We start from the raw sequence: 16,906 nt of genomic DNA on the forward strand, positions 1-16,906 counted from the left end.
GTTTAAAGTTTCCTTAATGTTACTTGAATCATGACTGATGTGTCCAAGGGCTTTCCTGTAGTTGTTTTTGGTGTACCGAGAATTAAATCATCAACGATTGAACCATGGGATATTTTTTCAAAACCCATTTTTCTCAATTCCTCCTTTGAAAGTTTATCAACAAACTGTCTGAAAAATGGATTCCGAGGTTGACCTGTTACGGTCATAGTTCCGCCAGGCTTTAGAACTCTGGCAACATCACCTGTTACTGGGTTAAATCCAAATGGATTGTGAGCAAAGACTTTATCAAAGTGATTCGTACTAAATGGCAACTTGTTCGCATCAGCGACGACATCCACTCCGGGAACATCTCTTATATCAGCATTTATTGCGCGGGGCATCGGGTTGTCTCCTGCGCCAATATTTAAGATTCGTCTACCATGAATGCCGCGTTTTTTGATTTGGTAATTGTTTCGAGAAATTTTCCTCCTCGAAAGAATTTTTCCTGATTTTATCCTGCTGGCTACTCGAACTCCAGCATCGATTGCGGATTGGAAGTTGCCGCCGAGGGACCCCAGCCTGGGTTTCATCAGCTCCCGGCCGAATTGTCTCCCGTAGATGCGTGCAACGCGGCCCGCTGTCGTGGCGGCCCCTTTCGCCTTGGCGAGGGTGACTTTGGCGCCCTGTTTCACCCTTTTGGCGACCGTCGCCGTCTTCTCCACACCTTCCTTGACGATCTTCGCACTGGCCTTGACACCGCGCGTGACGCGGCTCACGCCTTGGGTGACTCCCGCCTTCAGCGTCGCGGGATTCAGCGTTCGGAAGCCCCACATCACCGATATCAGGTTGGTCGTCGCTTTACCGATCCGCTCCGGATCACCCGATGCGATCGCTTTGCCGTACTCCACGGGCAGGTTGGCAACGCCCGTGACCACGCCATTGAACAGGTCCCCGTGGGTCATGCCCTGCTCGGAACCCTTGCCGATCGCGCTCTGCATCTGGAAATCGATGAACTCACCCGTCAGGGCATAGTGGGTCATGCTCACGTTTGTCATGCCCAAGTCGAGTGCCATCTTGACGGTTTCTTCGGCGCCCTCCACCACGACACTCAGCGCTCCTTTGAGCAAGCCCATCACACTCTTTTGCACCGAGGTCTGCGCGATTTGGATATTCGCGTTGGCGTCGTGCACCAAATCCATGAACCCGTCCAGGCTGACGTCGTTGTTTCCCGTCGGGTCGATGAAGGCCAACGGGTTGCGGCTGGCGTACTGGTAGCGGTGCAGGCTCGGCGGGCGGTCGAACTGGGCGAAGTCCCAGCGGTCCATGCTGGCGAACACGCCCAAGTCCTGGTCGTAGTAGCGCGCCTTGGCGTACGTCAGCTCGGTCTCGGGGTCGTATTCGTGGCCCGTGAATCCGTAGCGGTTGTAGCCGCCCGCCGCACTCGCGAACACCTGCTCCTCGCGACCCCACGGGTCGAAGGTCTTGGCCTCGACCAGCGCACCCGCCGCATCCGTCAGCTCGGCCACGCTGCCCAACGGGTCGTGGTGGAACCACTGCACGCCCACCCCGACTCGCTCGATCGCCAGCCGCTGGCCCGCGAAGGCGTAGCTCGCCAGCGGGAGAGGGTCCCCGCCGGCGCCCGCCCCTTCTTCGTGCTCGCTCAGTACCGCCAGCTCGTCCCAGGTGTACAGCATCGCCGAACCCTGGCGGCTGTCGCCCCACTTGCGGATCCGCCGGTCCAAGTCGTCGTAGGCGAAGTTCAACGCCTCGATCCCGTCGTGCTCCACCCGCCGCAGCCGGTCCCGCGCGTCCCACCGCATCCGCGTCGCCGTCGCCCGCTTGGCGAGCCGGTCCACGTCCGTCTTGGCGGTGCGGTTTCCGTTGGCGTCGTAATCGTACAGCACCTGCCGCGAAGCGGTCAGCACCTCATCCTCGCGCGTCGTTTCGGTGAACCCGCTGATCTGGTGCCCGGGCTGGTAGCTGTACGCGCGCTCTCGTGCGTAGCCGTCGCCTTCCTCGAGCTCGTAGGTGCGGTTGCCCACCCGGTCCAGCGACAGGCTGGTCGTCCGACGGTGTTGCGGTGTGGTCCGCGTCCACTCGGTCAGCCGGCTGTTGATGTCGTAGCGGTACGTCGTCTCCCACCGACCCAAATCACCGCGGTCCTCCACCAGGCTGGCGCGACTGCCGTCCGCATGGTAGGTCGCGTGGTAGCGCGTGGCGCTGCCGTCCGGGCGCTCGTGGCCGAGTTCGGTCGGCCGGTTGGCGCGGTCGAAGGCGTACGCGGTCCGGGTCCCGTTGGGTAGGGAGATCTCTTCCGGCAGACCGTTGGCGTGGTAGCCGAACCGCGCCACCCCCTGGCCGTCGACCACCGCCGTCTCCAGCCGGTTGGCCGGGTCGTAGGTGTAGCGCACGGTGAACCCGCGCGCATCCGTCACGCTTTCGCGCGTGCCGTTGTCGTAGTAGCCGATGGTATGACCCAAGCCGCGGCTATCGCTGAACTGGTAGGGCCGGTCGAGGTCGTCGTAGTCGATGTGGCGCTCGTAGGTGCCCTCGCTGCCGATCTGACGCACCCGGGTCAGGTTGCCGTTGGCGTCGCGCTCGCGGTCGATGCTGTGGATCGCGGCGTCCGCGTGGGCGTTGCCCTCCCAGGTCTCGTCCATGACCCGGTTGCGGTAGTCGTAGCCGAAGGTGGCACTGCCGATCGGTCGCTCGACCGAGGTCCGGTTGTCGTTGGCGTCGTAGCCGAAGCCGGTCACGCCCAGACCCGGATGCTGAATCGCCGTCAACCGACCGGCCAGGTCGTAGGTCCAGGCGCTGACGACCTGCTCGGCGTCGGTGACGGTCTGTTCCGTCCAAGTCGGGTTCCAGTCGTAACGGGTCTCGGCGCCGTTGGGCTCGATCACCTGTCGCAGATTGTTCAGCAAGTCGTAGGCGTACTGCGTTCGGGCCCGCTCCCCCGTGGGCGACGGCGCATCCCGCAAGGTCAGGTTGCCCGCCGGGTCATAGGCCATCCGCACCTGCTCGTCCAACTCGTTGGTGGTACTGACCACCCGGCCGTAGAAATCGTGCGTCTGGAACAGGCTGACCCGGCCGTCGTGCACCTCGCCCGGGTACCCCAACTGGTTGTACTGACGAAACTGCGTCACTTGGTCGCCGACCGCTTGGCGGGCCAGCCGGCCGTGGGCATCGTAGCTCGTGCGGTGCGCGATGCCTTCCGCATCGGTCTGCACCAGAACCCGGTTCTGGCGGTCGTATTGGTTCGTTTCGAGGCGGATCCCGGCCCGCGACCGGGTCAGGAGGTTGCCGAGTTGGTCGAACCCGGCCACCGTCGTGATCCCGCGCCGGTCCACGGTCTGCACAGTCAGGTGCTCGTCGTCGTACGCGGTGCGGATCTCGCCGCCTGCATCGCGCTGCCATATAAGCCGGTTCAGGCCGTCGTAGTGGAAATGGGTCTCGTTGCCGTTGTAATCGCGGGCGAACCGCAGGTTGGCGGCATCCCACGACTGATGACGCGTCGCACCGCGTGCCGTATCGGTCTGCTCGAGCAGGCGGCCGAGCTCGTCGAACAGGCCCGTGACGGTGTTGCCGCGATGATCCGTGCCCACCACCGTCGTGCGCCCGGTGGATTGGCTGTAACTCCAGTGCGCGGTGATCGTGCCGGTCGCGTGACTGGACTGACGCGTCAAGGGCCGGTCGAAGCGGTCGTAGCTGATCTGGGTTTGGATACCACGGGGGTCGGTCGCCTCCACGAGGTTGCCGTAGATGTCGTAGCGGTGGCGGGTGAGGTAGTCGTGCGGTGCCCGCTCCTCCACGACCCGACCCATGCCGTCCACCTGGCGCAGGGTCTCGAAGCGCTCGGGATGCTCGACCCGAACGACGCCGTGGTTGGCGTTGTAGTGGTAGCGCTCGACGATGTCGCCCTGACTCATGGCGGTGGTCTGGCCGAGCTGGTTCATCTCCACGGTGATCGGCAAGTCCTCGGGCAGGGTCTCGATCACGCGGCGCCCGTGTTGGAGGTAGGCGTAGCTGCGGACCTGGTCGCCGCTGCCGGCTGGGTTGAGGGAGGTGTGCCGCACGACCCGGTTCAGCTCGTCGAACTGCTGGGTCTCGCCCGCACCGGTCGTCCGGTTCCGCCAGCCGAGTAGGTTCCCGCTGGCGTCGTAGTCGTACTCGGTGCGGTGGCCGAGCGGATCGACCTTGAACGCCACTCGGTTGAGCGGGTCGTAGCTGTAACTGGTGACGTGGCCGTTGCCGTCCACCTCGCGGATGCGGTTGCCCGCCACGTCGTAGTCGAAATCGAGCTGGTGCCCCGTGGCCAGGGTCAGGGCGTCCAGATGGAGCTTCGGGTCGTAGCTGGCCTGGGTGACGGCGCCACGCCAATCCGTGATCGAGGCCACCAGCTCGGTGCCCTCACGGTAGGTTCGCGCCGAATAGAACTGACCGTTGAGGGTTTCGCGCTCGAGGCGGTCGGCCGGGTCGAAATCGCGCACGAAAGTCTTGGTCATGCCCAGGTCCCCCGACCAGACCTCCTGGATCGGGTTACCGTGGATGTCGTAGGTCAGGTCGCGCTGCATGCGCGGCTGGCCCTCGCCGGGGTCGAGGGTCAAGGTGACGGCGCGGTTGAGTTCGTCGTAGCCGTACTCGATCTCGAGCACGCCGTCTCTGGCCCGCTGGGGCTGGCCCATAGGCAGGTGATCGAAGTACTGCATCAGACGGCCGCCACTCTGATCGGCAGTGCTGGTTTCGCTGAGCAAGCGGTCGAGGTGGTCGTAGCGGTAGCTGGTGTTGCGGTCGGCGCTGTCGCGGCTGCTGCGCAATCGGCCACGGCTATCGTAGGTCGTGCGCACCACGTTGCCGTCGGCCAAGGTCTGGGTCTGCGCGTAGCCCAGGTCGTCGTAGGTGTAGCTGGTTTCGTGGCCGCGCGGGTCCGTCACCGTCTCCAGCAGGCCGCGTGCGTCGTAGCCGAACTCGGTCCGGTTCCCCATGGCGTCGTTGACCGCCAGCACCGCACCCATCGCTTCGTCGAGGTCCCAGGTCGTGGTGTTCCCCCGCGGGTCGGTGTAGGTCAGCGGCTTGTTCCACAGGGGATGGTAGGTCCAGGTCTCCTCCATCACGCCATCCTGGCGTTTGAGGGTGGTGTTGCCGTTGGCGTCGTAGCCGTAGCTGAAGCTGCGCCCGGCCTCGTCCGTCTCGCTCAGCAGCAAGACGTCGCCCTCGGTCCAAGTCATTCGCTTGGTGCCCAGCGGGCCCGTGATCTGGATCGGCTGACCGTTGAGGTTGAACTGGTAGCTGGTCGTGCTCAGGTCGTCACTGACGTCCGCGCCCGTGATCCCGTTGCCCTGGTCCCAGTACACAAACCGCGTCGTCAGGCCCTCGGGCTCGCGGATCTCCTTGATCCAGCCCGCGTCCACCGCAAGGTCCGGCAGCTCGCCGGGCGCGTAGTAGACGTAGGCCGTCTCGAAGCCGTTGGGGTTGGTGAACTGGGTCAGGCGGTGGCCCTCGCAGGCCCGGGTGTACTGGTAGCGCTCGACCCGCTCGTCACGGGTCACCTGAACCAGCCGGCCGTCGGCGTCGTGCGCGAAGTGAACCGTGATCGCGGGCACCACGCCCTCGGTCGTGATCGAGGTCAGCAGTGGGTAGAAGCCGCTGTAGTCGTAGCTGAAGACCAGTTTCCGGCCGGCCGGCTCCTGGACCTCGCGGATCTGGCGGGTCAGGTCGTCGTAGCGGATCACCGTCCGGTTGCCGAAGGAATCCTCGATGAAGCGCAGGTTCTGGCCGAAGGTGAACGGCGCCTCGCCGCCCGGATCGAACGGCAGCGGCGGTCCGTAGACGTAGGCCCGGCCCGACTTGGTGATCAGGGTGTAGCCGCCGTAGGCGTTGGCCTCCAAGCGCGAATGGACCCCGGGCATCGCCGGCCGGTACTGGCCATCGCTGTGCCGCTGAAAGTCCTGGCCGCTGCCGTCGCCGCCGACGACCTGCAGGATGTCGCAGCCGCCCTCCACCAGGCGCGACTGGTAGTTGTGGATCCAGCCGATGCCCAGCGGGTTGTAGTTCTGGCCGCCGCCGCTGCTGTAACTGCGGGTGAAGGCCAGCCCGCCGTTGAGGCCCGGGATGTGGAGGTCGGTGCTGCCCACGTTCAGGCTGCCCGAGTTGAGGTTGACGCCGCGCACGACCGTCGACCCGATTGCCATGCGCTTGCGGACCCGCTTGACGATGTCGATCGTGCCGCTTCGGGTCAAGGTATAGGTGTTGCGGGCCCCGTCGCGGAAGTCGGCCTCGAAGGTCCACTCGAAGAGACCCGGCGTCAGGAAGTCGTGGCTGGATTCGTACTGCCCGGGCGGCAGCGGCACGCCGTCGTAGAGCACGCGGTCGCCCAGCGAGAAACGGACCCGCGTGGCCTCGTGGTTGAGCTGGAAACCGAGCTTGCGGTTGATGGCGTTGCAGCTCGTGTCGGCGTCGCCGACGGGGTCCTCTTCCAGGACCAGCTCGTAGTCGGTCTCGTAGCCGCGGGCCCGCTCGTCTTCGGTCTCGCCGGGCACGATCACGCCGACCCCGCCGATCAGGAACTTGTAGGGCAGCAGGCGCTTGGGGCCGAACACGGGACCGGCCTGGCTATCGAGTGGATCGCCGGTCATCTGCCAGGCCATGAAGCCGCCGGTGGTGGGTGGCTCGCGTTCGAACAGGAAGGGCCGGGCCGCCTCGTGGGGCAGGCGAGCCTCGGCCAGCTCGCCCTCGTCGGTGCCAGTGGTGGGCAGGTCGTCGATGAACATGGTGGTGAAACCGGTGGCCTCGTCGGTGAGGCTGAGGTCCACGTCGCGGTAGTCCTGGAGGTGGCTGTAGGTGTAGCGCTGGGCGAAGACCGGCCAGGCGCGGAAAAGGCCATCGCCGTCGGGATCGGCGCAGGCGTCGTCGGGTCGCTTGCGGTCGGCTCGGCGCTTGCCGGTAGCCGGCGGGTTGGTGTCCAGCCAGAGGCTGTGCTCCTCGATGTCGATGACGGCGAGGTCGGCGCCGCGGTCGAGGATCACGTCGACGGTGGCGGTGAACCCCTCGGGCGCGAGCTGGCCGGCCCGATCGACGTCGTAGCTGAAGCGGATCTGGTAGCGGGCGTCGGGGTCCCAGACGCTGCCGGCCAGGAGCTGCATGCGCGTGCTGCCGGTGCGGAACGAGTCCGAGACGACGGCGCCGTCCTTGAGGATCTCGTAGCGGTGCAGGCGCAGGTAGGGCAGGTCGGCCGGTGCGAAGGTCGGCGCCACCGCGACGTCGGCGATCTGGCGGTTGCGGCCGTCGAGCGCCACGCGGACCGGCTCGTCGAAGGTGCAACTGTAGAACCCGATCAGGAAGTCGGTGTCCATCGAGTCGGCGAGTTTGGTGATGCTGCCGTCTTCGAGGCTCTGGCTGTCGACGTGGTAATAAAAGCGGCCGTGCACGATCCCTGGCTGGTCGACGGTGAAGGAAAGCTGGAAGCGGCCGAACCCGTCGAAGGTGGTCAGCTCGTAGGGCAGGCCGGCGTCGTGGCTGCCGTCGCGCAGGCGCAGGAACCCGGGGCGCAGCTCCTGGACGGGGACGTGCTGGTCGCCCAGGTCGAAGAAGAAGTCCTTGCAGGCCAGGCTGGCGCTGCAGGCGAAAGCCTCGCGTTCGCCTTCGTTGCCGGGGTCGTGCACGGCGACCTTCACGATTTTAGTGACCTCGACCGGGATGTCGAACGGGTGGCCGCCCGGGCTGTCGGGATCGATGCGGAAGAGCTGACGCGGCATGCCGTTGCGGTCGGCGCTGCTGACGCCGTTCCAGCCGAAGTCACCAAAGCGGAGCTGGTAGCAGGGATTGCGGTGGGCCGCCTCGGCGGCCGGGTCGTTCAGGCCCAGCAGGTTGCTGCCGGCGCTGTAGCTGACCCCGCAGATATCGCTGGCCTCCCAGCCGGTGCCGCGCGGGGCGATCCCGGTTTGGGCGGGATGGATGCAGGACGTGCCGTAGACGGGCCCTTCGTAGTCGGCATTGCCGGGGTAGTCGATCTCACCGAGCGAGGTGGCGGGGTCGTAGGGCGCCGACACGAGCAGCACGGTTAGCGGCGGGGCGCCCCCGCCGGAGATGTCCAGCGCCTCGGCGCGGTCGACGATGCCGCCGCCAAAGGAAACGACGTCGCCGAACTGGCCTGGCTCGAGGTAGAGGCCGTCGCCGAACAGGCGGGCGGTGAAGGAGAGGCGCCGCTGGGGTTGGCGCAGGTCGCGTTCTTCGAACAAGGCGGCGTCGGGCCGGTACGGCAGGCTGCCCGCCTCGGAGACGAAGTCGGTGGCAATGTCCTCGAAGCCGTCACAACTCTCGGAGGTGTTGGTGCCCTGGAGCGCGAGCTCGATGGTGCGGTTGGTGATGGGGTTGCCGTGGGCGTCCAGCAGGAACGGGAACAGGCTGGCTACGTGGCCGACCGTGACGATGAAGTTGAAGCTCTCGCTCTCGAAGGTGGTGTCCAGCCGAACGGCGGTGGTGCGGGCCGCACCGGGCTTGACGAGTGCGGTGGCGTCGTTGTTGGCGACGACGGTGGGGTCCTGGGCGGAGCGGGCCACGTAGTGGTAGGCGGAGACCATCGAGAGGTGTTGGTGGGCTTCCTCGAGCTGGGCGAAATGGGCATTGCGGTCCGTGTAGGGCGGGACCTGAAACCGGAACTCGGCGATACCCAAGCCGTTGGTGACGGCCGCGTGGCTGTGGTAGCCAACGGGGACCTGGTCGCGCTGGTTGCGGAGCTGGAGTTCGATCGAGGCGTCGGGCACCGGGCGGCCCAAAGAGTTGAGGGCGAGGAAGTGGAACTCGGCCTTGCCGGAATCGGCGGGCACGACGTCGAAGTCCCAGCCAGGCACAGTCATGAGGAAGGCCACCTCCCGGTCGCCGAAGACGCGGCGGTCGACCTCGGGGAAGGCGAAGGCGGCGCCCAGGATGTTGAACAGGCTGCTGGCGGTATTGGCGGTGACGGCGCCGCTGAGGCCGTCGTCGAGCAGCCAGGCGGTGCGGCCGTCGCTGGGCTGGTGGAGTCGGGCGGCGAAAACGGTGGCCTCGCCCAGGGCCAGCGGTGCGGTGGTCAGCCGGACCTGGAGCCCCTGATCGAGCGCGGCCTCCAGGCGACGGTGGAACGACGCGGGCAGTGGGAACGCGACCAGGCGGGTTTGATCGCCGGGCACGAGGTCCTCGACGCCCAGGCCCTGGGCCGCGGCGTAGCCGAGCACGCCGGGCACGGAGACGGCCCGCAGGTCGGGGTGCAGCGATTCGAGGATACGGCGCTCCTGCTGGGCGGCGGCCAGGCCGTCGAGGCGGCGAAACTCGGCGAGGCGTTCGGCGGGGAAGGCTGCGGAGGGCGCGACCGGCCGGGCCGGCAGGAAGTCGGCGTCGAGCGCGAGGGCGACGGGTTCGAGCGCGGCGGGCAGGCCGTCGAGCGTGGTCAGGCGGTGGTGGACTCGGGCCCAGGCGAAGCCGGCCGTGGGCTGGACCAGGCGCAGACGCATGGCTTTGGCCAGGGTCCAGCGGGTGTCGGCCACGCGGCGGAGGTAGGCGGTGGCGACTGCGTGCAGGCTGTTGCCAAAGGGCCGCGCGGGGTCGTAGACGGGCAGGTCGGTCGCGGCGGGGACCAGAGGGTGGCCGCCGCCGGAAACGGCCAGCACGGCGAAGCCACCCCAGGTCAGGGCGTTGGTGACGGTGGCGAAGGTCTCGGTCGGCGTTTGAATCGCGAGGTCGAGTTCGAGGCGCTGGCCGGGTGCGAAGTCCAGGTCGGCCGTGGCGATCGGGTTCCCTTCGAGCAAAAGGGCAGGTTTGAGGCGCAGGAGGTGGGAGGGAACCTGCCAGCGCGAGCCGTGGAGGGCGACCAGCTCGAAGTCGGAGGGAGTGGCGGGTACAGCGTCCCAGGAGAGGATGCGGCCGCCCAACTCGGCGAGGGCGATCTCGTGTTCGAGGACCGGGGTGCCGGCGGCGTCGCGGACCAGGAAGCGGGCGCGGTGCTGGAGAGCGCGGGGCAGGGTCGACGGTGTGAAGGCTGCCAGTTGCTGTTCAACGGTGAACGGGAGACTGAGGGAAAGCAGGTTCGGGCCGGCAGCCGGGGCGGTGTAACCGGTGGTCAGGTCGGCGAGGTTAGCGTCGTGGGTGGCGAGTTGCTGGTCGAGCCAGGCGAGGAAGGGCGTGGCGCCGCTGTCGGTCGGGGCTTGGTCGTCCAGCGGGAGGTCGGCCCCGGCGACGGTTTCGAAGGTATCGAGCAGATCGGTTGTGTCTAGATCGAAGGCGGCGAAGGCGTCGGTGCTGTCGGGTGGTACGGTGCCGCGGGACAGTGGGTCTAGGGGAAGCCAAGCGCGGTCGCCGGCGCCGGCCCCAGTTCCGCGATAGCCTGAGAGCGGCAGCCAGGCCTCGACCCAGAAGCGCTCGAGCCGAAAGGCCTCGATGCGGCCTTCGGCGAGGATCGGTTCGAAGGGCACGGCGGCGGCGCGCAGGACCTCGGCGACGGCGCCGGGCTCGGCCACGCTCAGCCAGGCGAGGGCGGGCTCGGCCGGCAACAGGACCTGACCGTGGATGACGCGGGCTTCGACGTCCATCTCGGTGAGCAGGGCGGCGAGGAGCAGGGCGGCGTCGAGGTCGTTGGCGGCGCGGTCGTCGAGCACGGTGCGCGGGGCGCGCTGGTTGCCGAAGTAGGGGTCGTGGGCGAGATGGATTTCGAGGTAGCGCAGCAGGGCCAGCGGCGATTGGCGGGCTTCGGCGGGCAGGCGGTCGAGCAGCGGGGTTTGGCTGGTTTTGGCTTGGTGTTCGGGACCCGCATTGCCTGAAGCCTCGGCCAGGAGGTCGACGGTGTCTACGGTGCTTGGCGGTGGACCGCGGCGGAGTGGCACGGCGCCGGCTTCGGGGCTGGCCCACAGTGGGGCCCAGGGGGCCAAGTCGGAAGGTTCAGGCTCGGCCAGCAGGGCGGTCATGCGATCGGGGAGGTCGGCGGCGGTCTTGGCGCGGTCGTCGAGTAAGTGTCGCAGGTCGGTCAGGCGGGCCAGCTCGTGCTGGAGGCGGGCTTGGGTTTCGTCTTGGGTCACTAGGTCCAGAAGCTCGCGCGTCTGGTGGATCTGGAGGGCCAGCCAGTCGTCCAGCTCGGCGCGATCGGACGCGATGGCCTCGGTTTCGTCCTGGCTCAGGTTCCGTTTCTGGCTGGCGTTCAGCCGGTCACGCAGGCGTGTGGCCAGACGCCGCTGGGCGCGCATGGCCTCGGCGTGGTCGGTGGCGCGGGGCAACTCGGGCCGATAGGTCGGGGTCTGTGCGTACAAGACCGAGGCGCCGATCAGGGCCAGGCAGAGGAAAACGCTTTGGACGGAGCGCGGGTTGGGAACGAATCGGGGCATGGGGACTCCACAACGAGGAAGGAGGACATGTGCGATGCGGTGGTCATCGAGCTGGGCCAGAACGGAAGTGCTCTGGTGAATCGCGTGCCTTCCCATGGAGTGCTTGTGCAACTCTGGCGACTGACTAAAACAGGCCAGTTGTGCGAGTCATCAGGGAAGGGAAGTGGGTTGTGCAGGCTTCGACGAAAGAAACCACTTTGGCTCGGAAAAAGAGCGGCGTGGCAAAGAAAGCGTGCTGTCGAGGCGTTTGCTTTGGTTTTGGGATTGACGATGTTTCAGAGTGGAACTGGTGCGGCGAGCGCGGTTGGACGCTATTTTGTGTGATTTTTTACTAAAAAGTGAGTAAAAAAATCGTCCTGATAAAGATCGTACGCTATTTATCATTACCAAACAACCTCTTCTTTGCCGGCTTGTATGAATTTGCTTCGTGGCTTCGTGTTTCCGACCGGCCTCATCTCGATCGACTTCGGCTTTCACAAGAACCCTCGGAGGTGAAGGGCCAGGTGCGAGGGTGAAGATTGGTTGATTAAAAAACAGAACAAAAGTAAAACAGAACGATTTGTTCAAAATGGAAGTATGAGTGTTTATGCTGGGTCGTGATAATTAACACCGTTTGGGAATTTCTATACTTTTTGGCAAATTGATGGATTGAGAGGCCGGTTGCGTGGTGTTAACTTCGAGATCCTGCATGACGTCCCACTGCGACATACACGAGTTATCCCGTGTGTGTCTTTTTTTCTTAACTTGTTATTACTAATAAAGATAGAGAGGATCGTAAATGCAACAGCCTGCTCCTACAAATGCTCATTCGAAACCAAGCCGTTCGTGGCTCCCCATCTTCACGATCATCGCCTTGATGTCTTCACATGCGGTTTTTGCCGCGGCGCCGAATGCCCGCGACGACCAATTCACCACTCCACAAGACACCGCCATTCGCATTTCGCTCGCGGAAATGTTTCAAAACGACTTGGATGCGGATGGCGACGCTTTCACGCTCCTCCTGATCGACGATTGGGAGAATGGCATCGCAAGCCTGGATCGGGAAGATCAGGCCGTGGTGTTCACGCCTCAACCGGGCTTCGTCGGCCAGGGCCGATTTACCTACATCATCGACGACGGTTCCGGCATGGGCTGGGATGGCAGTTATGGGTTCGCCGTCGTGATCATCGAGATTGGCGGTGATGCGGGGTCTGGCGATCCCGACCCGACGAACACTCCGCCAACGGGCGTTGACGATCGATTGGAAACCCGCCAGAACATCGAGCTGCTCATTCGAGTGAGCACGCTTTTGGGTAACGACATCGATCCGGACGGGGACACCCTTTCCCTGGTCACGGTCGAGGACCTGTCCCACGGTTCGGTGGATTTCGATCCAAACAGCGATGTCTTCACCTTCACGCCGCCGATCGATTACCTCGGCCTGATCACCTTCACCTACACCGTGACCGACGGTCACGACGGGGGCGACTCGGGACGGATGGGTTTCGCCACCGTGACCATCGACGTGGTGTCGCCGAGCGATCCGCCGGGTGGCGAGCCTTTGGACGAAGTGCGGTTCTACAACTTTGGCCACTCGTTGTTCAACCACGGCGAGCAGAACACCGGTTATTGGCTGGGCGCCTTGGCCGCCGGGAGCGGAACCATATCGGCCGGGAACGGCCAGTTCGGCCAATTGAGCTACCACGGCATCCCGCCGACTCCCCAACTGGGCTATGCGACCAATGCGTATGAGCCGTGGCCGGAATATCCTCCCGTGGATTTTGCGAGCCGCGACTACACCCATACGCTGTTCATGCCCAGTAACTTCGAGCAGGAAGTGCTGACGCCGGAGGACTATTTGACAGATACCTTCCGCGTGCTCGACTACGTGGAGGCGCAGGAGCCGGAAACGGAGATCATTCTCTACATGCACTGGCCGGAGCCCTCGATGATCGGCCTGGGGGTCCTCAACGGTAACGAACTCGGCCGGGCGGATTGGACCACCCTCAACAACTACACCAGGAGTGGGAACTATTACGATTGGCACCGCGACTATCAGAACCTGCTGCAGGCAGCCCGACCGGCCTACCGCCTGCGCACGATTCCGGTGGGTCCGATCATCGCCGACATCATTGAAACGCAGCCCTTCATGCAAGACGTCAGCTTTGCGGATCTGTACGTCGACGAGGCGCCGCACGGATCGCCGACCGTCTACTTTCTGGCCGGCATGATCTGCTATCGAGCACTGTTCCTACAGAACCCGAGCTTGGACTACCAGCCTCCCCGACCCGATATCATTCCGGCGGTCGCGGATCATTACACGGAGTTGGTGTTGTACATCGAACGGCGCCTGGACGAATACAACGCAATGTCGAACGGCCTGAACGTCTATGACTGAAGGAAGTAGATAGGCCCCGCACCCAACATAGGGCGTCATCGGGTGGCCGCGTAGGGCGTTCGCACTGCGCGGCCATTCGATCTGTCGTTTCGCGAGTTGGGATGGGTACCTGCGGAGGGAGCGCGTGAAGTCACTCGCAAGCGGCAGCCAATGCCTTGAGCAGACCCACATAGACACTGTTGCAGAAGGCGACGGCCTCGTCGCTTTCCGATTCCCAGCGCGAGGACCAAGCCACGTAGGTGGTGTCATTGGCCGTCACCGGGTTGAGCTTCACCGAGCCCACGTACTGGGTCACGTCCTGTGAAGATATGGGAGGGGGCCCCTCGTCGAGCGAGTATTCGAAGTGATGTTGTTCCGCGTCGAAGTGGATCAGGGTTTCGTAAATTGCACCGTTCAACACGCGTTTGGTACCGACCTCGGTGGGCCCCAGATCACCCGTGGCGTCACAGCTCATAAATAGTTCGGGAGCCCAGTTGTTCAGTTTGTGGAAATCGCTCACGATGGCCCAGACTTTGGCGATGGGCGCGTTGATGACGATGGAGTTAAAAGTTCGCGGCATCGTTCTTCTCCTGAAAAAACAGACTTCACCGAGTGGCGGTCCGGCTCGTGTGCAATGAATTCTGGTCTGTGTCTAGGTGGGAGATCGGGCTCGATGTTTACCGGCTTCCCCTCGCCGAGACGACTGGCCCGGATATGGCCATCGGTGGATGTGATTCCAACGGGCATTTTCGACAAACCATAACCAGGTAACCGGATTTCCGACGGTCACATTCAGTTGTTCGGTGGGTCATTTGAGGCTCTTTGGACAGTTTATCACCAGTCGTGGGGAAGGCATCGACTTTTCCCGACGCCGCACTCACGACGTGGCAATGGCGGGTCACTGGTTCTGTTCCGCTCGAACCCTGTGCTACACGAAGCCCTTCCCACCAAAAAGGAACGTCTCTCATCGACAGGTTGGCTCAGAACCCGTCCTTCCTCACGAAAAGAGGTTTCCCAAATACCCTGAGCGCTTCAACTCGCAATCGCCGCAATCACTATCTCAGCGATGAGGTGGCCGGGGCGACATCCTCCTCGCCATGTGAGTGAGTCCTTGGAACGCGGGTGTCAGGAGATTGCCCGTGGGTCAGTCTTTCAACCACTTCAGAATGGTGGCGTACGCCTTTGGGTGGTTGAGAAGATCCATGTGGTTCAAATTGCGACCAACCCATTGATGTTCCGAGGGAAACGCCAGGTTCAACCGAGGATCCGGATGACGGCCGAGGGCGCTGTCCAAGGTGACGAGCCCGTCTCCGATCAGATAGTCGCCCAGCGCACTGGATTCGGCGCGGCTGGTGCCCGCAACCGTGTAACAGTCCACGCCTTGCGGCAATGGTACCGACGTCCGGTGATTCCCCGAACATTCGAACCGATCCCGCCCTTGCCAATCCTCGTCTACGACATGACCGTAGCGCAGATCGGTAATGCCGCGGCTTCTGATCTTTCCCAAGCGCGAAAAGGGTGCGCTGTAAGGGTTTATTTCCAGAATGACATCCACCAGGTTGCCGCCCTTTTCCAAAAGCGATCCTTGATGCGGTGTCCCCAGGAAAATCAGTTTTCGAAGGCGTTTAGGCCAATCATGGCCAGCTACCTTTCCATAATGGCAGGCGCTTCTGGAAACCAGTCCGCCCATGCTGTGGGCGACGATGAACAGTTCGATGGGAAGCGTGCATTGAGCCTCGATCCCGCGAACGGTCGTTTCCAGCAGATCCGAAAAGCGTTTGCCATTTTCAGAAATATGGCACCCTGTATTGTAGTGCAAATAGATCTGCGAAAAGTCCAGGTCACGGGCTATCGCCGCACCATGATCGTGCCCTTGGCGATGCCACTGCAAATCGTTCATGCACAAACCGTGGACCAAGATGACGAGCCGACCTTTTGATGGTCGGACGGCCTGACACAGGGATGATTGGCCCATTGCCTTACCGTCTCGACGGAACTGCATCGGGATCGCCAGCCCGTTGTTCCGCGCCACCAGATGATCGCCGAGCACCCCGTTCAGAGCAGCCAGCAAGGCCTCATATGCGGGAGATGTCGTCTGCTTGTCGAGCAGTGCACTGACGGCGTCAAGCAGTGGATCGAGACCCTTTCCAACCAACTCGGTAGTCGCCCGAATATTGCGGTAGACCATGCCCGTAACGCCCTTCGTTCGATGTTGTTGCGGTGCGCCGCGCACGGCGGACAAGCTGGTGACCGTGTGATGCACTGCTTCCACCAAATCGGTGAGGCCGGTAATCGCTTCCACGGTCAGCCGGCCAAGACCGGAAAGGTTACGCGGGCCAAAGGTCTCATCTGCAGGGTCTACGGGCTTCACCATGATCACTCCCTGACCCAACCGCTAAAATGCCGCTTTGACGATCGGATGCGTGACAGCTTGGATTCTACCACCAAAGTCGGACACTACCGCTTCCCCGTGGCTAACTCCCTTGTCGGCGTGGGAGCTACTTTGGCCAATAGGGAAGGGGCGGACACCAGACGGGTATCGATATCGAAGCGTGAGGCTGCGGGACGGCCGAGAGCCCTTCGTCGTCCTCACGACCGACCGAGCCAGGCCGGGTAATCCATCAGGCGTGACCTGGACGCCGTTTCCCATTCTTTCGTGTGCCAATGGTCTCCCGCGTCCGGATTGAGGTCGAGAAAAGTAATCCCGACAACAGGTCCTTGGGATTGGGATCGGGTCGGTGTTTCAGCAGGGGATTCCCTGGAGCACGTCGCGACGAATCGAGGTGATCCCAAGAGCTCATGGTCGCTCAAACACAACATTCAGTGGCTATTGCGAGTTGAGTTTTAAGGGAGAGCTGGCGGCCCGCATCGGGATGAAAACTTCAGGAAATGGCCCTCCCGACACCGCCATAAAAAAGGTGAACTTCAGGGTTGAGGAATCGCGTCGACTTCCATATAATCAGGCCCTGCGTTTGGAAGAATGCCCCTATAGCTCAGTTGGTAGAGCAACGGTCTTGTAAACCGTAGGTCGTTCGTTCGAGTCGGACTGGGGGCACCACCTACCTCATCAGCGAAAAGCACCCCACGGGGGTAAACCAAAAGCCCGGAGCCCAGCGCTCGCGGGCTTTTTGCTTTTTACGTTTTTGTTTTCAGTGGCTTACCGGCGGGCAGGCGGTCATCCCACGCTTTCATCGTTGGCCGATAGATTAATATCCCATGCTGG

General features: G+C 63.5%; 4 protein-coding genes and 1 tRNA gene. 2 read left to right on the forward strand and 3 right to left on the reverse strand.

The annotated features are described in order from the left end of the window. Positions 1-2: 2 nt before the first annotated feature. Entirely contained in the window at positions 3-11,327 is an 11,325-nt protein-coding gene (locus tag J3U87_RS26150) for an RHS repeat-associated core domain-containing protein (RefSeq protein ID WP_237378737.1), read from the reverse strand. An 856-nt stretch (positions 11,328-12,183) separates the two neighbouring features. Between J3U87_RS26150 and J3U87_RS26155 the strand changes: the two genes are divergently transcribed. Next, positions 12,184-13,704 carry an Ig-like domain-containing protein gene (locus tag J3U87_RS26155; RefSeq protein ID WP_237384538.1) on the forward strand — a complete coding sequence of 507 codons (1,521 nt, stop codon included), beginning with the start codon at positions 12,184-12,186 and terminating at the stop codon, positions 13,702-13,704. A 130-nt stretch (positions 13,705-13,834) separates the two neighbouring features. Here the strand turns inward: J3U87_RS26155 and J3U87_RS26160 are convergent, their stop codons facing one another. Next, positions 13,835-14,263, reverse strand: coding sequence for an SRPBCC family protein (locus J3U87_RS26160; protein ID WP_237378738.1), 429 nt, complete (start codon positions 14,261-14,263; stop codon positions 13,835-13,837). Between the two features lie 564 nt (positions 14,264-14,827). After that, positions 14,828-16,057: an esterase/lipase family protein gene (locus J3U87_RS26165; RefSeq protein ID WP_237378739.1), complete on the reverse strand. Its 1,230-nt coding sequence runs from the start codon at positions 16,055-16,057 to the stop codon at positions 14,828-14,830. Positions 16,058-16,665: 608 nt separating this feature from the next. Between J3U87_RS26165 and J3U87_RS26170 the strand changes: the two genes are divergently transcribed. Beyond that, a tRNA-Thr gene (locus J3U87_RS26170) sits at positions 16,666-16,741 on the forward strand. Positions 16,742-16,906: the final 165 nt, after the last annotated feature.

Origin of the sequence: Sulfidibacter corallicola (assembly GCF_017498545.1) — a bacterium.
Lineage (GTDB): Bacteria > Acidobacteriota > Holophagae > Acanthopleuribacterales > Acanthopleuribacteraceae > Sulfidibacter > Sulfidibacter corallicola.

Coding starts and splice junctions, on each gene's coding strand:
- J3U87_RS26160 (WP_237378738.1), bottom strand. CDS start 14,263: ATGCCGCGAACTTTTAACTCCATCGTCATCAACGCGCCCATCGCCAAA.
- J3U87_RS26155 (WP_237384538.1), top strand. CDS start 12,184: ATGTCTTCACATGCGGTTTTTGCCGCGGCGCCGAATGCCCGCGACGAC.
- J3U87_RS26165 (WP_237378739.1), bottom strand. CDS start 16,057: ATGGTGAAGCCCGTAGACCCTGCAGATGAGACCTTTGGCCCGCGTAAC.
- J3U87_RS26150 (WP_237378737.1), bottom strand. CDS start 11,327: ATGCCCCGATTCGTTCCCAACCCGCGCTCCGTCCAAAGCGTTTTCCTC.